Source organism: Rhodococcus sp. IEGM 1381, assembly GCF_030056795.1.
Classification (GTDB): domain Bacteria; phylum Actinomycetota; class Actinomycetes; order Mycobacteriales; family Mycobacteriaceae; genus Rhodococcoides.
This window is the reverse complement of the sequence record NZ_JASHKQ010000001.1, coordinates 1,293,716-1,309,838: the sequence shown is the minus strand read 5'-3', so window position 1 is coordinate 1,309,838 and position 16,123 is coordinate 1,293,716. Positions and strand designations below refer to the sequence as shown.

Annotated in this window: 20 protein-coding genes; 12 read left to right on the top strand and 8 right to left on the bottom strand. The window is 62.7% G+C overall.

Annotated elements, in window-relative coordinates; translation table 11 throughout:
* Positions 1-5 precede the first annotated feature (5 nt).
* Positions 6-449 (top strand): universal stress protein, encoded by a 444-nt coding sequence (locus tag QM797_RS06355; RefSeq protein WP_283274361.1) that lies wholly within the window; start codon positions 6-8, stop codon positions 447-449.
* Between the two features lie 10 nt (positions 450-459).
* Complete coding sequence (locus QM797_RS06350) at positions 460-885, top strand: VOC family protein (protein WP_283274360.1); 426 nt, start codon at positions 460-462, stop codon at positions 883-885.
* A 10-nt stretch (positions 886-895) separates the two neighbouring features.
* Here QM797_RS06350 and QM797_RS06345 read toward each other — a convergent pair whose 3' ends face one another.
* From QM797_RS06345 to adhP, 4 genes are all read right to left on the bottom strand, one after another.
* On the bottom strand, positions 896-1,489 hold the full coding sequence (locus tag QM797_RS06345; protein ID WP_283274359.1) for a hypothetical protein: 594 nt from the start codon (positions 1,487-1,489) through the stop codon (positions 896-898).
* 152 nt (positions 1,490-1,641) lie between these two features.
* Entirely contained in the window at positions 1,642-2,445 is an 804-nt protein-coding gene (locus QM797_RS06340) for a GAF and ANTAR domain-containing protein (protein ID WP_283274358.1), read from the bottom strand.
* Positions 2,446-2,563: 118 nt separating this feature from the next.
* Complete coding sequence (locus QM797_RS06335) at positions 2,564-3,955, bottom strand: NAD-dependent succinate-semialdehyde dehydrogenase (RefSeq protein ID WP_283274357.1); 1,392 nt, start codon at positions 3,953-3,955, stop codon at positions 2,564-2,566.
* A gap of 112 nt (positions 3,956-4,067) precedes the next feature.
* Positions 4,068-5,078 carry an alcohol dehydrogenase AdhP gene (gene adhP / locus QM797_RS06330; RefSeq protein WP_283274356.1) on the bottom strand — a complete coding sequence of 337 codons (1,011 nt, stop codon included), beginning with the start codon at positions 5,076-5,078 and terminating at the stop codon, positions 4,068-4,070.
* A gap of 256 nt (positions 5,079-5,334) precedes the next feature.
* Between adhP and QM797_RS06325 the strand changes: the two genes are divergently transcribed.
* The gene (locus tag QM797_RS06325) at positions 5,335-5,787 is read left to right on the top strand and encodes a DUF1003 domain-containing protein (RefSeq protein WP_283274355.1); all 453 of its coding nucleotides are present in this window, start codon (positions 5,335-5,337) and stop codon (positions 5,785-5,787) included.
* On the opposite strand, the gene QM797_RS06320 is transcribed toward QM797_RS06325, so the two are convergent.
* Positions 5,762-6,256: a flavodoxin domain-containing protein gene (locus QM797_RS06320; protein WP_283275299.1), complete on the bottom strand. Its 495-nt coding sequence runs from the start codon at positions 6,254-6,256 to the stop codon at positions 5,762-5,764. The two genes, QM797_RS06325 and QM797_RS06320, sit on opposite strands and share 26 nt — an antisense overlap.
* Before the next feature lie 2 nt (positions 6,257-6,258).
* On the bottom strand, positions 6,259-6,699 hold the full coding sequence (locus QM797_RS06315; protein WP_283274354.1) for a hypothetical protein: 441 nt from the start codon (positions 6,697-6,699) through the stop codon (positions 6,259-6,261).
* Positions 6,700-6,842: 143 nt separating this feature from the next.
* Between QM797_RS06315 and QM797_RS06310 the strand changes: the two genes are divergently transcribed.
* From QM797_RS06310 to QM797_RS06285, 6 genes are all read left to right on the top strand, one after another.
* Complete coding sequence (locus QM797_RS06310) at positions 6,843-7,622, top strand: Rv1733c family protein (protein ID WP_502942269.1); 780 nt, start codon at positions 6,843-6,845, stop codon at positions 7,620-7,622.
* Between the two features lie 37 nt (positions 7,623-7,659).
* A complete protein-coding gene (locus tag QM797_RS06305; RefSeq protein WP_283274351.1) occupies positions 7,660-9,132 on the top strand; it encodes a bifunctional aminoglycoside phosphotransferase/ATP-binding protein in 1,473 nt (490 codons plus the stop codon).
* Positions 9,133-9,352: 220 nt separating this feature from the next.
* Complete coding sequence (locus QM797_RS06300; protein ID WP_283274350.1) at positions 9,353-9,553, top strand: hypothetical protein; 201 nt, start codon at positions 9,353-9,355, stop codon at positions 9,551-9,553.
* A gap of 15 nt (positions 9,554-9,568) precedes the next feature.
* Positions 9,569-10,696, top strand: coding sequence for a cation:proton antiporter (locus QM797_RS06295; protein WP_283274349.1), 1,128 nt, complete (start codon positions 9,569-9,571; stop codon positions 10,694-10,696).
* A gap of 105 nt (positions 10,697-10,801) precedes the next feature.
* Positions 10,802-11,110: a WhiB family transcriptional regulator gene (locus QM797_RS06290; protein ID WP_032405493.1), complete on the top strand. Its 309-nt coding sequence runs from the start codon at positions 10,802-10,804 to the stop codon at positions 11,108-11,110.
* A gap of 135 nt (positions 11,111-11,245) precedes the next feature.
* Entirely contained in the window at positions 11,246-11,467 is a 222-nt protein-coding gene (locus QM797_RS06285) for an ANTAR domain-containing protein (RefSeq protein ID WP_283274348.1), read from the top strand.
* 144 nt (positions 11,468-11,611) lie between these two features.
* On the opposite strand, the gene QM797_RS06280 is transcribed toward QM797_RS06285, so the two are convergent.
* On the bottom strand, positions 11,612-12,826 hold the full coding sequence (locus tag QM797_RS06280) for an EAL domain-containing protein (RefSeq protein ID WP_283274346.1): 1,215 nt from the start codon (positions 12,824-12,826) through the stop codon (positions 11,612-11,614).
* A 532-nt stretch (positions 12,827-13,358) separates the two neighbouring features.
* Between QM797_RS06280 and QM797_RS26295 the strand changes: the two genes are divergently transcribed.
* From QM797_RS26295 to QM797_RS06265, 3 genes are read left to right on the top strand one after another with little or no spacing between them, the layout of a single operon-like run.
* Positions 13,359-13,628, top strand: coding sequence for a PraA/PraB family alkane oxidation protein activator (locus QM797_RS26295; protein WP_502942294.1), 270 nt, complete (start codon positions 13,359-13,361; stop codon positions 13,626-13,628).
* Entirely contained in the window at positions 13,562-13,723 is a 162-nt protein-coding gene (locus QM797_RS06270) for a PraA/PraB family alkane oxidation protein activator (protein ID WP_283274343.1), read from the top strand. Before QM797_RS26295 ends, QM797_RS06270 begins: the two co-directional genes overlap by 67 nt.
* A gap of 45 nt (positions 13,724-13,768) precedes the next feature.
* Positions 13,769-14,488 carry a hypothetical protein gene (locus QM797_RS06265; RefSeq protein WP_283274341.1) on the top strand — a complete coding sequence of 240 codons (720 nt, stop codon included), beginning with the start codon at positions 13,769-13,771 and terminating at the stop codon, positions 14,486-14,488.
* 84 nt (positions 14,489-14,572) lie between these two features.
* On the opposite strand, the gene QM797_RS06260 is transcribed toward QM797_RS06265, so the two are convergent.
* Positions 14,573-16,045 (bottom strand): tyrosine-protein kinase domain-containing protein, encoded by a 1,473-nt coding sequence (locus QM797_RS06260; protein ID WP_283274340.1) that lies wholly within the window; start codon positions 16,043-16,045, stop codon positions 14,573-14,575.
* Positions 16,046-16,123 lie beyond the last annotated feature (78 nt).

Genomic DNA, 16,123 nt, shown 5'->3' with positions numbered 1-16,123 from the left:
AATTCATGACGAACAGCAAACCGACCTCGGGTCGAATAGTGGTGGGGGTAGACGGCTCCCCATGCTCGATACTCGCCCTGAAGCGCGCACGCCCCATCGCCGATGCGTCGAATTGGGGGATCGACGCAGTGGCCGCGTGGCAGTACCCGTCCTATCTGGGAGCCGGAGCAATCGGCGACATCCACCCCGATGACGACGCCCGGCAATTTCTACACAACTCGATCGAGGCCGCGTTCGGAGACGATCTACCGGTCGACCTCGAAGAGATAATCACACGGGGGATTCCGTCGCAGGTACTGATCGAGGCCAGTACCGAAGCCGAGATGCTCGTCGTCGGAAGCCGAGGCCATGGAGGCTTCGTCGGTCTGCTCTTGGGATCGGTCAGTTCCCAGTGCACCGAACACGCATGGTGTCCGGTTCTCGTCGTTCATTCGAGGGATCATCACTAGCGCGGCCGCCGTGCCCGCACCCTCGCATATCGCGACGGTGGCTGTGGCGTCGGCGCTGATCAGAGTGCGGGACCTCGACCGGTCGATCGACTTCTACTGCTCGGTGTTCGAGTTCACTGTCTCCATCAGAGAAACGGATGCAGCGTTACTGCTGGCTCGCAACGGCTTTCAGATCTACCTTCACGCAGACCCTCTGTCGGTACCGAAACCGGTGATCGCTCTGGGAGTCAGTGAGATCATGTGGTCGGCGCAACGCGCACAGTCACTCAACGAGATCGGGATTCGGCTGCGCAAGCACTATCCGGCCACTTACATTCACACAGCCGACGGGGTCAGCTATGTCGACGGTTGCGACCCGGACGGAAATCGAGTTCTCGTGGCTTATCCTAGCCCACTGCAGTTGCCGCGCAGCGTCATTGCGCATCGATTCCGGTGAGCTCCGTCGGTCATGAGCCCTTCGGGGGAAACCATCCGCGCGCGTCACGCAGGGTTCGCCGGGCAACTTCGGCTGTCGGCGTTCTCGATTGCGCGGCCAACCTGTGCAGTTGGGCACGTCCTTCGGTCGCGCTGCGCCCGCCCGCGATGAGGACCCCTATCGCCTGATTGACCTCGCTCACGGCAGCCAGCTCACGGGCACCCGGCTCCGTCGATGCCGACTCGCCGACACTCCCCAAGTGTCTGTCGAGAACTGCGGAGTCGCCACCGAGCTCCAGCGAGTAGCTCACATTGGCCGCGAAATCCACGAGAGCGCCCGCCGTGCCGGACAGAATCAGCAGGTGCTTTTCGGTGCCGGTGCTCCGCGGGTCGGCGAGGGTGAGCCTGAGCGACGAGGCCGGCTCCTGGTCGTTCCCCGTCGCTGCCGAGACCTCGAAGTGCTCACCGTCCACGATCACGGTGAGGGTTATAGAGACCACGGCCGCTACGGCCGCGTCGATGTCGGCAGACAACCGGTCGACCAGTTGAGCGAGGTCGACCGTAGAGCTGTCGAGTGCTGTGGTCAATCGCGACAATTCGGCGAGCAGACGAGGCTGCAGTTCCATCGAAAATCCCATGCGGCCCGACCGCCTGTTCGGTAACTTTGGATCCTGACAGGGTGGGACTCCACCGTCCGGCACTGGTGCGAGGCTCGAGTCGGACTCTCAGCCTCGAATTCACCCGCATCTATGACGCTACGCGCTTTCGCACACCCGCTCTAGGTGCTCCGGTGACGCGTGCGCGCTGCCTTCATTGCCTCGACGACCATCGACTGTGCAACCACCGCTAGCTTCTCGTGCTCGGTGTGACCGATGGACCGCAGCGTGTCGTACGCCTCGACATCGCTGCACCCAGTTTTACTGATCAGTATGCCGATGGCCTGGTCGATCACTGCTCGGGTACTCAACGCCTTCTCGAGTTGCTCTGTCAACTGCACGGCGCTGTCCAACGCGCGCGCATTCTGCACCGTGATCGCCACGGGAACCGCGAAGAGCTCGCCCAGCGCGGCCGCTTGATCGTCGAAGGCATCGGGTCGATGCGCGTAGACGTTCATAGACCCGAGCAGCACCGACTTTGTCGTCAACGGCAGCGACAGGACGCTGTGCACACCCAACTCGCGCACCAGAGGTCCGAACTCTGGCCACTGGGGATCGGCGTCGAGGCAACCCGACCGTACGGTGATTCCCTCCGCCGCTGCAGTGACGGACGGGCCCTGGCCCAGTTCGTTCTGGATGTCGTCGACAACACGAACAAAATCTGCGCTGGCCACGATCGTCGCGGGCAGGTCGGGATGCAGCAGCGCCAAACCGGCCCCATCGGCCCCCGGAATGGCGCGCACCGCAAATTCGGCCACATGAGAAAGGGTTTCCGGCAGCGACATCGTGCTCATCGCCAAGCGTCCGAGACCTGCCAGGCTGGCCTTGAAATCGTCGTCGAGCTCGTTCGTTCCTGGGTGCTCCGAGCCGGTGCGGTCTGGAACAGGGTTCGCCCGATCCGAATCACCGGTGTGCCCTGAATTCATCGCTGCTCGATTCGTTGTGGGCACACGCGCTGGTCGAGCACGTGTCTGCCCACCGGGAACCCTACGGCGTACGAAGCGGCGCGGGAAAATCCACCGGTGATCCGATCCGGCCCTACGCTCAGGCGGGTGCGTCGATGGGGACGGTGTTGATCAGCTTCTTGTTGACGAATTCCTCGATGCCCGACGAAGACAGTTCGTGACCGTAACCGGATTTCTTGACGCCGCCGAACGGAAGGTCGGCCCGCGTCCAGGTCGGGTGATTGACGAAGACCATGCCTGTGTCGATTCGCTGGGCGAGGGCCTGGCCGCGTTCGATATCGGCGGTGAAGATGGAGCCGCCGAGCCCGTAGCTGGAGTCGTTGGCAATGCGGACGGCGTCCTCGGCGTCGGCTGCTCGGAAGATCAGCGCGACGGGTCCGAAGAACTCCATGTCGTACACCGGGTTGTCCGAGGACACCTCGGTGATGACGGTGGGCTGCATGAAGGCACCCGAGGAGGGAACGGGTGCGCCCACCTCGGTGACGATGGCACCGTGTTCGCGCGCGATCTTGGCCTGTGCGCGGAGATTGTCGGCAGCGCTCTGCGACGACATCGGCGGCAGGGTCGTCGTCACCAGTAGGGGATCTCCTGCGTTCAGTCCGGCCATCGCGTCGAGGAACTTCGCGGTGAATTCGTCGGCCACGCTCTCCTCGACGATGATGCGCATGGACGCCACGCAGCACTGTCCCCCGTTGTTCATCCGTCCCCACAGCGCCCACTGCACGGTCTTGTCGATGTCTGCGTCGGCGAGGACGATCAAGGCATCGGTGCCGCCGAGCTCTATCGTCGATTTCTTCAGGTTCTTACCTGCCCGGGCCGCGACGATCGCGCCGGCCTGTTCGCTTCCGGTGAGCGCAACACCGCGCACACGGGGATCGTCGATCAACGACGAGATCTGTTCCTTGGTCGCATAGACGTTGGAGTACAGGCCTTTCGGTGCACCGGCATCGAGGAAGAGCTTCTCGAACGCGGCGGCCGACTGGGGAACGATGGAGGCGTGTTTGACGATGACGACGTTGCCCGCCATCAGATTCGGTCCGGCGACGCGGGCCAGCTGGTAGTAGGGAAAATTCCACGGTTGGATGCCCAACAGAATTCCCAACGGCTCGCTGTGCACCACCGCGTTGCCGGTCTCGCCCGGTGCCGACGGCAGAGTGCGGGGAGCGAGAAAGGTCTCGGCGTTGTCGGCGTAGTACTCGAGAATGGACGCGGACAGCTCCACCTCACCGAGGCTCTCGGAGAACAGCTTTCCCATTTCGAGGGTGAGCAGGTGAGCATACTCGCGGGCATTGTCCCGCAGCAGCACAGCCGCTCGCTTCATGACGTGCGTCCTTTCGGCGAACGGGACGTTCTTCCACGACTCGAAGGTGGATTGGGCCTGGACCACAACGTTGTCCAGCTCGTGGTCGGTGATGTCGCGGAATGTGGCAACGGTTCGGTTGGTGAAGGGGTTGGTCGATGCGTAGGACATTCGGCTCCTACCGTGGGGTTCCCCCGTCAGGCGACGAGGGTTTTGATTGCTGAGAGAAGCTGCACCAGGGACGACCGTGTGGGCATCGCTCGAACCGGACCGGGCTGCGATGTCAGAACTCGAACACCTGACGAGCGGTGACGCGTCCGGCCAGCAGGTCCTCGAAGCAGTCGTTGACCTCGTCGAGTTTCCGCGAGACCGCGGACACCGTAGTGCGTCCGGCCTCGTGCAGTGCGAACACCTCACGGAGATCTTTCCTGGTACCGACGATCGAACCGAGTACCGAAATTCCGCCGACCACCGTCTCGAAGATCGGCACCGGGAACACACCGTGGGCCGGCAACGACACGCACACCAGCCGACCTCCGCGGCGCAGTGACCGGAAGGCTTGATCGAACACGCTGGGGATCACGGCCAGGACGATCACGACGTCGGCACCACCGAGAGCCTGGATGGCTTCCACCGGGTCGGTCGTCGCCGAATTGACGGTGTGGTCTGCTCCGAGTTCACGAGCGAGTTCGAGCTTCTCGTCCTCGATGTCGACGGCGGTGACGAATCCGCCCGCGATCTTGGCGTACTGCACCGCCATGTGGCCGAGTCCGCCGACGCCGAAGATGGCCACGCGCTGCGCCGGTGTGACGCCACCGACCTTGACGGCCTTGTACGTCGTCACTCCGGCGCAGGTCAGTGGAGCTGCGTCGAACGAGGAGATGCCGTCGGGTACTCGAACGACGTATTTTGCATGCGCCACAGCATATTCGGCGTACGCGCCGTCTATCGAGTAGCCGCTGTTCTGCTGCTTCTCGCACAGTGTCTCCCAACCGGACACACAGTGATCGCATTCGCCGCACGCCGAACCGAGCCACGCGATCGCGACCCGCTCACCGATTCGATCCTTCGACACCAGCGACCCGACCGCCTCGATCACCCCGACGCCTTCGTGTCCGGGAACGAACGGCAAGGTCGGCTTGGCCGGCCAATCCCCCTGCGCAGCATGAATATCGGTGTGGCAAACCCCGCACGTCTCCATCTTCACCAGCACCTGCTCGGGCGCGGGTTCGGGGATAGGGATGTCCTTGACGACCAGGGGTCCGCCGAACTCGGTGACAACAGCAGCTTTCATCGTGGACTACCTCCAACTATCGAAACCAATGCCGTTCTCGACCATCGAGCAATGCACACTGTCGATGGTCGGCGCTCCCGCGATCGGCATGTAGGGCCGGAAGTCACCGCCGGTTCGGGACGTATCCTGAAACGCCGGGTCAGGAGTCGAAAGGCACGGAGAACAGTGGCTTTCGTCCCTGACGCTCGTCGACGATGTGGACCACACTCGGCGTCATGGATTCTGCTGCACACTCCCGATCGAAGACCTGCGAGCGATGAACCTGTGGAGAAAACACCCGGGCGTCCGAACCGGTGATGCACTGACCAACGGTGAGCGAGCGGCGGACTACGTCCGAAACAGAATGGGTTCCTGGCCCTTCGTCTTTCTGTTCCTGGGCGTGATGACGCTGTGGGCCGCCTACAACCGGAGCGACGGATTCGACCCGTACCCCTTCATCTTGCTCAACCTGTTCCTGTCGATGATCGCGGGACTTCAGGGAGCGATTCTGCTGATCTCGGCGAAACGCGCAGACTCGGTGAGCAGTGAGGTTGCCGTACACACGCTTTCGAACACCGCCCTCCTCCAGGACATGATCGAGACCAATACCGTCTTGACCGAATCGGTGGCGCAGTTGGCGGCAGAGATACACGAACACGTCTGCCCGTCAGCCCAGCGTGTCGGTGCAGGCAAGTCCCAGAAGGTCACAAGCCCGGTCTCCCAGCCGTGAGACAGGCAAGGATCTCTCGTGCCCAGTTGCACACGAGTACCCAGTCTCGGAAGTCTCCCGCCACCGCACCGGAGTTGTCGAAGATCTGACGCTCCCCCACCGAAAGCCGTTCGGGATCGAGCTTTCCGGGAAACGTTCGGTGCGCGGTGGCATGCAACACCGTTGTTGCGTGCGCCGCATCAGAGGTGACGTTGACCGGCCTGTCGCTCGAGTGCAGCGGTCCACAGGAGAACAGCCACACGGGCGGATGCGCAGACCTCGATATCCTTTCGACCAGCGCGTTGGCGACCGGAAGCCAGCGATCGGAGTAGACGGCACTTCCGATGACCACCGCGTCGTAGCCGTTTACACGGGTCACGGACTCCGGTGTACGTACGTCGACATCGACGCCACCGTGCTCGAGGACTCGAGCCATTTCCTGACCCAGCGTGTCCGTCGCTCCGTGGCGACCAGCGGTGCAGACGAGCATCCTCACGCGTCGGCCGATACGAGATTCGCGGACCTGCCCGCGGCAATCGTCATCCGCCATCCGCGGAGAGCAACGACAAGCCCCAGCACACCGAATGATCCCTGCAGCCAACTCGTCTCACCGGTCACGGCCGGTTGCACCACGATCCATGCCACGAGGAGTACGCCGGCGATGTGAGCCATCGGACCCGACCTTCCGCCGCCCGCGAAAGCAGACACCGCAGCAAGCCCCATAGGAATGCCGACGACCAACACCAGCGCGAGTCCGGCGAGCACGGTGCTCGACATGGGCAACTTCGCCTGTATGTCGGGACTCAGATCGATTGCACCCGAGACCAACCCGACCGCAGCACCGAACGCGTTGATCGAGACGCCTCCACAGACAGCACCGAGCCACGGCCATCGTCGATTGCGTTCGGTGGCCACTCGCGTTGTCGATATCATCGGTCCAGCTTGGCCGTAGCACCCGCCGCGAACTAGGGCACAAGGTCCCTGTTGCACAGGCTGATTCAGGGACGAGGGAACATGGACGACCTGCGAAGCCGGCAGCGACGACAGAGGGCCTTCGGTAACAGGCTTGTCGACGAATGGCCCTACATCGCGCAATCCGCGCCGGGCACGCTCGGGTGGTCCGATTCTCGTGGTGCGCTGAGTCCTCGTACTGCCGACAGCCTCCGGGGCATCGGGACCTTGTGCCCTTACGGATCCACATCTCGGCATTGGAGACTCGTGGAAGACGAATGCACTTCGGGCGGGAGCAGGTGACGGGCATGTTCACAGAACAGGTTCACCGGTGGTGGCGACGAAGTCCTTGGATCTCCAATCCACTGATGCGGCTGCCGGACAGGATCGAACGAACAGCAGTCGTCGTCGGTGTCGCGGCACTTCTGTTGCTGATTCCCGTCGCCGCGACCATCGGTTCGGTGACCTACAGCGACCTGTCGCTGCGGTCGCAACAGCAACGGGCACAGTACGTTCTGGTCGATGCCCGTGTCATCGACGCCACGAGATCCGCTCGGTCCGATACCGACGGCGTCACGACCGTGGCCGGTACCGCGACCGTGCAGTGGAGCGCGCCGGACGGCTCCCTGCGCTCGGGGGCGACCGACGTACCCTCGGCGGTACGAATCGGTGCCACGACTCCGATCTGGCGTGATGCGGACGGGAATCTCGTGCGCGCCCCCGACACTGCTGCCGGTGCCGTCGTCAACGGTGCTGCCACGGCCGTGTTCGTATGGTTTCTCGGGGCAGTCGTCATCGGTGGCCTTGTCTTGCTCACCACGCTTGCCGGTGATCGCTCCCGAATGCGGCACTGGGACCGAGACTGGCAGCGGTTCCTCGAGGCGCGCGATCAGCCCGCTCGCTAGTTCCGCCCAACCCCCAACATCATGCGAAGGATCAACCATGTCTGCAGCCGTCGAGTGCGATCCATCAGGTCCGACGGCCGTCGGTGCCGCAATAGTCCACGAAACGCACAGTGCTTATATTTTTCTACTCGGTGATGTCGCTTACAAGATGAAGAAGCCGATCGAAACCGACTTTCTCGACTTTCGTACCGTCGATTCCCGATGGACCGCATGCGACCGGGAGTTCACGCTCAATTCTCGATTCGCACCGGATGTCTATCTCGGAATCGCCGAGCTCACCGACCCGGACGGCGGGCCCGCCGAACCGCTACTGAAAATGCGTCGCCTCCCCGATTCCACTCGATTGTCCACCCGCGCTGCAGACGGCGACGATATCGGCATCGTCATCGACCTCGTGGCGCGTACGATCGCAGCCGCCCACCAAACCAGCCACCGAAGCACCCGCATCGACGATGAAGGCAGACAGAGCGCTCTCGACGAGCGGTGGCGCAACAACATCCGCGAACTGCGTGGACTCGCGGTCGGCGTCCTCGACACCGAGCTCGTCGACCGACTCGAACGTCTTTCTTGGCGCTTCGTCGCCGGCCGCGACGCCCTCTTCGATTATCGGATTTCTCGGGGCTGCGAAGTCGATGGTCACGGCGACCTTCTCTCGGACGACATTTTCTGCCTTCCGGACGGCCCCCGAATACTGGATTGCCTCGACTTCGACGACCGACTTCGCTTTCTCGACGGAGTAGACGACGTCGCCTGCTTGGCAATGGATCTGGAATTTCAGGGCCGTCCCGATGCGGCGCGACGCTTCGTGGCGTCGTACCTCGAGGCGACCGAGGACAGTCCCCCCTGCTCGCTGATCGATCATTACGTCGCCTACCGTGCCACCGTGCGCGCCAAGGTGGCGTGCCTTCGCTTTCATCAGGGTCATCGGTCTTCACAGACCGACGCGCTCGCCCACATGCATCTCGCGCTGGACCACCTGGCGTCGTCGGTGGTCACCATCACGTTGGTGGGAGGCCTGCCGGGTACTGGCAAGAGCACGGTGGCAGCCGCACTGGCGGAACGTACCGGGGCCGTGGTGCTGTCGAGCGATGTGGTGCGCAAGGAGAGCGCTGGGCTCGACCCACAGACTCCGCATCCGTCGGCCGTCGGATGCGGGCTATACACCGCCGACAGAACAGCAGCCACCTATACCGAGCTGATGCATCGCGCGCACGAGCAGGTCACGATGGGCCGTTCGGTCGTCATCGACGCATCGTGGAACGACGAGCAGACGCGGGAGCAGGCGCGGACACTCGCCGTCACCACCCACAGTGATTTCGTCGAGCTCGAATGCCGAGTTCCGAAACACATTGCCCTAGAACGTATCGCGACTCGTCCACGTGGCGCGTCGGATGCGTCCACGCACGTGTACGACGCCATGGCCGGTACCCGACGCCCCTGGCCGCGTGCATCCGTGATCGACACCGCCGGAACCGTTGCCGAATCACTCGCCGCCGTTGGCACTCGATGACACATTCCAACGCCGGACTCGGGCGGAAACGTCGTTTCGCGGGTGCCGCAGTCATCGTGCTGTGACCTCCGGCAACGCGGCCGGACATCGCGAGAAGTGCCGAGCGTCCTCGAAAAGAGAGCATTTGTGCCGACGTCCCAGCACGTGAGCCGTCGTACGATCAGAACTGTCGTCCTATAGGTCGTCGATACGAAATACTCACGTTCGAGGAGACGATGACATGACCGATCTCGACACCGAAAGCGGCCCCGCCGGTACCGACTACGAGCGCACGCTCATGCGCAGCCCACTGGCTGCGCAACTGCGTGTGGTCCATTGTCGAATCCAGGTGATGATGACCGAACAGAGGGCGCTGCACCCTCGCGATCTCGTTGCGTCGGCCCTGCCGTCGAGTCGACGCCTGACGTTGAACTCTGCCTGACGCCATGGCGGTCGCATGACCTTCGAGACGCTCGCCCTGTGTGCCGCGGTGGGATTGTTCGGCCCACTGCTGGCACTTCCCCGCGGGCTCCGGATACCCGTTGTCATCGGTGAGCTCGCTGCCGGAATTGCCATCGGCTACACAGGCTTCGGCCTCATCGATCCGAGTGAGCAGACGCTGAGCTTCCTGGCGCAGGTGGGGTTTGCGCTCGTCATGTTCGTGGCCGGCAGTCAGGTACCGATTCGCGACCCGCGGCTGCGGGTCGGCCTCAGAACAGGCGCTGCGCGGGCTGTGGCCGTCGGGCTGCTGGCCACTATGGTCGGCTGGGCAGTCTCCGCTGCGTTCGATCCGCCTCACCTCGGCCTTTATGCGGTGTTGATGGCATCGTCCTCGGCCGCGGTCATCATGCCGATCGTCCAATCCAGCTCCACGACGACACCCGGACTGATGGCCCTCCTGCCGCAGATCGCGCTCGCGGACGCAGTCTGCATCGTCGTGCTGCCCCTCGTGATCGATCCACCGCGCGCCCTTCCCGCCGCCCTCGGATCTGCAACGGTCATCGCCGTTGCCGCCCTGATCTTCGTTGTTCTGCGACACTTCGACATCACGGGACTGCGCCGCCGAATCCACCACGTCTCTGCCCAGCGCAAGCTCGCGATCGAACTGCGACTCAACCTGGTTCTGTTGTTCGGCCTCGCGGCCCTCGCCGTCCACACTCACGCATCTGTGATGCTGGCTGGCTTCGGCTTCGGTCTGGCGATCGCCGCCATCGGAGAACCGCGACGCTTGGCGAAACAACTCTTCGCCATCACCGAGGGATTTCTGGGACCGCTGTATTTCGTCTGGCTCGGTGCGTCACTGGACTTGCGCGCCCTCGGCGACCATCCGGACATGATCGTGCTGGGGCTCGCATTGGGGTTCGGTGCCATCGCGGTGCACGGCACCATGCGCCTGACCGGCCAACCCGTCGGACTCGGGATACTCGCGGCAGCCCAACTCGGCGTTCCGGTTTCAGCCGTGACACTCGGCGCGCAGAGCGGCGTCCTGGCTCCCGGTGAGGGCCCTGCCATCGTACTCGGAGCCCTGGTGACCATCGCGGCCGCGGCCGTGGCATCTCGGTTTGCCGCTCGTCGTCCTGCCTGACCCCGCGAGCCTGCGGCGGCGCAAGGCATTTGGGTGTTTCGAGTTTGCCGAGACGGGGAACAAAGGACGTGGAACGATCGGCACGACGCGAAACGGATCACGACGATGACAGATGACCAGGTCTGGCGCCTCAAGGGTGCGTGCATCGACGACATGGATGCCTATGACTCGCAGCAACTTCCCCGCCATGGACGCAAGCGCGCAGAAAAGGCATGGCGTTTGTGTGCCGACTGCCCGGTGCTGCGTAATTGCGCGGAGCAAACGGCGCGCGACATCGAGTCGGGTCGCATTCCGGTCGGCGTTGTCGTCGCCGGTGCCGCGTACCACGACAATGCGAGCAACGGCCGCCGGACCGATGCCTACCGAACTCTCGAATTCTTGATCGGGCGCCCGCTGTCCAACCCTGCTGCCTGATCACGCAGTCGTTCGATAACACTGCGGTCACGAAAAGCTACGAATTCGGTAACGTGAACAGCTCTGTTCGACGCGAATTCGGTGTGTCTTCCCGTGTCTGACCTGCGTCGGAGCAAGTCGCGCAACAATGCTTCCATGACCGCAGCGCACGTAACCCATTTCGGGCTGCCGGACGATGTTCGGACGGCACTCTCGCAGCGAGCACCGATAGAACAGGCCAAGGGGATCTTGATGGCAATACATCGCATCACCGCCGACGCGGCGTTCGCTCTGCTCGTCGACCGATCGCAAGGCACCAATCGAAAGCTGCGCGATATCGCGCAAGAAATGGTGGACAAGGCCTCGACAGAACGCTGACTGTCCATGCGACCCCGCACGCTGCTTTTTCAACGTGCGGGGCCTGAGCAATGTGGCAGTCCGGACTACTTCATCACCTGCAATGCCGTATGCCCTGCCATGGCCGCCCGAAACATCCCTTCCGGTGACGCCATCACGGGTATTTCAGAAACGCGCGAGAATTGCACGCGCACAACGGACTACGGTTGCTCGGTCGTACGACATCACGTAATCGAATTCACGGTCTGCGTCGGCCTCACCGCGGTGCAGGTCGATTGCAGCGAGCACAGCGCAGAAGTGTGGCCCGAGCACCACCACGTTCCACTCCTCGACGAGCGAGTCCGTCGGATCGAGAGGTGCATGCACGATGCCGCCCTCTTGCACGTATCCCATACCTACCCCGTACACGCCGGCATACGAGATCTGCTCGGCCATCGACACCCAGCGTGCACGGGTGGTGGGAGTGAAGTGTTCGGCCATCTGAAAAGTGCCGAGTACCAACGTTTCCGGTCCTGAAGATGCGGCCTGCATCTCGAGGGACGTACTCATCGCGACCAGTAGTCGCTTGGTGCTTCGGATGGCCGTCTTGCCCGCGAATGCGATGTCGCATGGCGATTCCTGAGCAAGTTCCGGAGTGCTCCACGTAGGAAACGGAGGCATCACCTCGGCGGCGTCGGCCGGAAGCTCTTCGGTCGACTGCGCGGCCGGGTACAGCTCGCCTACCCCGTACGTCGCACCGAGTCCGAGTGCGCGGCTCCGGTGCAGCGCCGTGTCGACTCCGCTGGCGACGACAACCGCGCCCGTTCGTTCGACCTGAGCAGACACTGCGTGGGCGGTTCGCGCGATGGACAGGTCGGGGCGTGTGGACACCATCGTTCCCGCGAGGATGATCACGTCCGGTTCGATGAGCGGGAGCAGCGTCATCGACTGCGGTCGACGGCCGACGTCGTCGACGGCGATCACTTTGCCGTCGCGCCGGGCCTTGTCGATCGCTGCGAGAGTACGAGTCGGGCTGTCCACGAGCGCCGCTTCGGTGACGACGACGATATCGCGACGGAGTTGCTCTTCGGTGGCGGAGTCGATGGCGGCGAGGGAGCCGACATCCATGGAGACGAGCATCGGCAGACGCACCGACTGGTTGAGTCGAGCGACTCCCCATGCCAGGGCGTCGAGCTCACGTTTGGCGTCCATGGCCCTGGCCGCACGCTTGAGGGCATCGGCCGAGGCAAGGGGGCCGTCCTCGGGCCCACGCAACTGCACTTCGATCGCTGCAAGCGCGCCGTTGTCCAGCCGACAGACCGGGGCGAAATACGGCTGCACCGTCAACTCTCCCGTGTCCGTGTCGACTGCGGATCCTGCTTCGGCCAGCGCGAACGTCACACCACAGTTTGGCACGAGAAATCGACCCCCGTCAGGCGGGGGTGATCGGCGTTTCAAACATTACTTTTCGTCAGCTTCTTTTCGCACTCACGATGGTGTACGACGGAGGTGTCACGGACGACATCGCGACTATCTCGTTTGGGTAACGTTGCATAACTTTTCAATAACAAGCGTTGACCGCGCTTCCTGGGAATCGTCGACAACGAGAAACCGGGCCGAAAACCCATGACGGAGTTGACTTTCGAAGTTCTAGCCCAGCTTCATTACTATTGCGTACCACAAACGTACCGACCGTATTGCGACTTGTCACAGAGTTGAAATGAAACAATTCCGACATACGTTTCGTCGTCCTAACGTCCCTCCTGGCTACCGGAGCTCCGGTGCCACCGGCCGCCCCGAGAGGGCTCCGGAGCCGCTTCTGGACTTGGAGGATCGATCGATGACGCTCAACCCGCCCACCCGCTCTCGTACACTCGCCGCAGGTGCCGCCACCAACTCGCCTGCCGGAACCGCCTTCACTGCACCCGGAACAATCGTCGTGAGCACCCCGGCCTCGTTCGGAGTGCCGGTGAGTTGCTCCATCGCCCTCACCGGTACCACCAGCGCCGACGGCTCCTCGGCATCGATCACCGACGCCAAGATCAGCGGCTCCAATCTCTGTGCAACCTGCCGCAGCTCGAGAACCTGCCCTGGACCCTCACCCCCACCAGCGCCACCACCGGCGAAGTGTCCAACGTGGGCTTTTCGCTGGTCGGTTACAACTGCGGACCGGCCACCCTGTCCGGTTCGTTCGACAACATGACCAACACTCTGACGTCGACCAACCAGCCGATGTCCGGTAACTGCACGGTCAACAGCCTGTCGGTCCAACCGAATCCGGCCTTCACCCTGTCCTGACGCTCGACCTCGTCCAAAACAACCCATCATTGAAAAGGAAACCACGTGAAGATCCGCAACAAGACTGTCGTCACCATGGCGGCACTGGCATCGTCCGTCGCTTTGGCAACGATGGTAGCCGCCCCGGCCAACGCAGCCGACACGCTTCCCATCACGTTCCAGGCAGACACGACGACGCTCATTGCCAAGACCGGTCAGCCGGTGGTGTTCCCGACGACCGACCTGGTCACCGACGTCGACCTGGTCGGCGGCACAGTCACCGGTTCGCTCGTCCTCCCGCAAGCATCCGCCAACCTGAAGCTCGGCCCTGCAACGCTGGCGAAGTTCACCATCTCCATCGTCGACGAAACCCCGGTGTCCGGCACCCTCGTCCAGGGCGGACCCGCCGAGGCACCCACATTGGATCTCGATGTTCAGCAGAGCTTCAAGATTCGAATCGATTCGGTGAAGCCGCTGGGTATCGAAACCGGATCGGCAGGGTCGGCCTCACTCGATCTGATCCCCGCGGGTGCCAATTGTGTCACCGCCGAAACCACCGCCAACCTCACCAGTTCGCTTGATGCCATCGATCTGATCCAGAACAATCAGACCGTCTCACATATCAAGGGCACCTCCACGATTCCGCAGTTCCAGAACTGTGGCGCGTTCACCTCGGTGCTCAACGCCATCATCGCCGGCCCCGGCAACGCCCTCGACGTTCACCTGACCAACCCGGTCTTCGACGTCGGAACGCAGTCCGCGATCGCAGCCGAGGTTGCCCGCTAGAACGACGCAACACCCACTCACGGCGTCAATGATGCCGCACATTCACTGCGCAGCGGCGGAATTCGGATCCACACCACGGTCGAATTAGGGCCGTAACGGTTGTTTGCGCTCTGTCTCCGGCCATTTCTTTCCCGGGACTTTCTTTACGGCGGTGCGCGGAGTCGGGGCAGGAGTCGGGGGAATACCGACACGCGGCCGGTCCAAATCGGCGGCGTAATTGTACGAATAGCTGTACGCATCACCCTTTCTGGTGGGCGTCATGGCCATGACGACACCCAATACCCGTGCTCCAATAGCCTCGAGATTCTTGATCGCTCTGTCCAACTCCTGAGTCTTGGTGTGCCCGTGGCGGGTCACGATCAGGGCACCGTCGGTATGGGTCGTGAGGACGGCCGAATCGGTGACCGGCAACAGGGGCGCGCCGTCGACGATCACGTAGTCGAAGCGTCTGCGAAGCTGATCCATCAGCGTCCTCGATGCCTCCGAACCCAGAAGTTCGGAGGGATTGGGCGGCAACTGGCCTGACGCCATCACTTCGAGCCCCTCGTACTTGGTCGGCTGCATCACATCGTTCAACTCTGCCTGTCCCGCGAGCACGGTACTGAGACCGACCGATCCGAGGACTCCGAGGTACTTCGAGATTCGAGGGCGCCGCAAATCGCCCTCGACCAACGCGACGTGGTGGCCGGCCTCTGCCAGAGCCAACGCAAGATTAACCGCCGTGGTCGATTTGCCTTCGCTTGGAATCGCGCTTGTCACGACGACAACTCGTGGCGGATTGTCTACTGCGAGAAACTGCAGGTTGGTGCGCAGTTCGCGAAACGCCTCGGCACTCGAAGACTGTCCAGCATCGTGGAATTCGATTGCCGGATGTTCTGCACGCCTCTTGTCGAACGGGATACTGCCCACCTGCGTCTTGCCGAATACAGCCTCGATGTCACGCCGGTCCTTGACCGTGTTGTCGAGTCGGTCTCGAAGCACAGCGATGGCAATTCCCAGGAGCAACCCAAGACCCGCTCCGATTGCCAGATTGCGGAGTGTCTTCGGACTGACCGGAGTTCCCGATTCCCCAGCGAGTTGAACTATCTTGACCCCCGCTGCGGGAGTACCACCATCGGCAGGAGTCTCGAGATCCCGCACCTGTGTGACGAGCTCGGCGGCCATCGCATTCGCAATGTCGCGAGCAATGGCGGGTGACGCGTCTGTAGCGGTTATGTCGAACAAAACGGTGTCCGGAGTGGAGTTGGCTTCGACTTTGTCAGCGAGTTCGGTCGGCGTCAGATCGAGCGGCAACACATCGAGCACTCGTTCTGCGAGAGCTTCACCGGTAACCAACTCGGAATAGGACGCAACGCGCTGCTGCGAGAACAGATTGTTCTGGTAAGCCTCGCCAACCGTGGAGCCACCAGTCGCCGATACGAACATCTTGGCCGTGGACTGATATAGAGGCTTCGTCAACAGGGATACACCGAGTGCTCCCAGAACTGCCACCAGTACGGTGATGGCAATGATGACCCATCGCCCCTTCAGGATCTTCAAGTAATCCTGTATCTCCATGTACGTGCGCTCCCCATCCGCCACGACACGTTGCGGCGCGTGACTGTGAGCGTCAATCGTTACATGACTCGTGGCTCT

What these genes read in the sequence shown, in the direction of transcription:
- QM797_RS06285 (WP_283274348.1), top strand. Translation starts at nt 11,246, where the DNA reads ATGACCGCAGCGCACGTAACCCATTTCGGGCTGCCGGACGATGTTCGG.
- QM797_RS06310 (WP_502942269.1), top strand. Translation starts at nt 6,843, where the DNA reads ATGGCCCTACATCGCGCAATCCGCGCCGGGCACGCTCGGGTGGTCCGA.
- adhP (WP_283274356.1), bottom strand. Translation starts at nt 5,078, where the DNA reads ATGAAAGCTGCTGTTGTCACCGAGTTCGGCGGACCCCTGGTCGTCAAG.
- QM797_RS06320 (WP_283275299.1), bottom strand. Translation starts at nt 6,256, where the DNA reads ATGCTCGTCTGCACCGCTGGTCGCCACGGAGCGACGGACACGCTGGGT.
- QM797_RS06290 (WP_032405493.1), top strand. Translation starts at nt 10,802, where the DNA reads ATGACAGATGACCAGGTCTGGCGCCTCAAGGGTGCGTGCATCGACGAC.
- QM797_RS06345 (WP_283274359.1), bottom strand. Translation starts at nt 1,489, where the DNA reads ATGGAACTGCAGCCTCGTCTGCTCGCCGAATTGTCGCGATTGACCACA.
- QM797_RS06325 (WP_283274355.1), top strand. Translation starts at nt 5,335, where the DNA reads ATGAACCTGTGGAGAAAACACCCGGGCGTCCGAACCGGTGATGCACTG.
- QM797_RS06305 (WP_283274351.1), top strand. Translation starts at nt 7,660, where the DNA reads ATGTCTGCAGCCGTCGAGTGCGATCCATCAGGTCCGACGGCCGTCGGT.
- QM797_RS06295 (WP_283274349.1), top strand. Translation starts at nt 9,569, where the DNA reads ATGACCTTCGAGACGCTCGCCCTGTGTGCCGCGGTGGGATTGTTCGGC.
- QM797_RS06355 (WP_283274361.1), top strand. Translation starts at nt 6, where the DNA reads ATGACGAACAGCAAACCGACCTCGGGTCGAATAGTGGTGGGGGTAGAC.
- QM797_RS06335 (WP_283274357.1), bottom strand. Translation starts at nt 3,955, where the DNA reads ATGTCCTACGCATCGACCAACCCCTTCACCAACCGAACCGTTGCCACA.
- QM797_RS06300 (WP_283274350.1), top strand. Translation starts at nt 9,353, where the DNA reads ATGACCGATCTCGACACCGAAAGCGGCCCCGCCGGTACCGACTACGAG.
- QM797_RS06315 (WP_283274354.1), bottom strand. Translation starts at nt 6,699, where the DNA reads ATGATATCGACAACGCGAGTGGCCACCGAACGCAATCGACGATGGCCG.
- QM797_RS06340 (WP_283274358.1), bottom strand. Translation starts at nt 2,445, where the DNA reads ATGAATTCAGGGCACACCGGTGATTCGGATCGGGCGAACCCTGTTCCA.
- QM797_RS06260 (WP_283274340.1), bottom strand. Translation starts at nt 16,045, where the DNA reads ATGGAGATACAGGATTACTTGAAGATCCTGAAGGGGCGATGGGTCATC.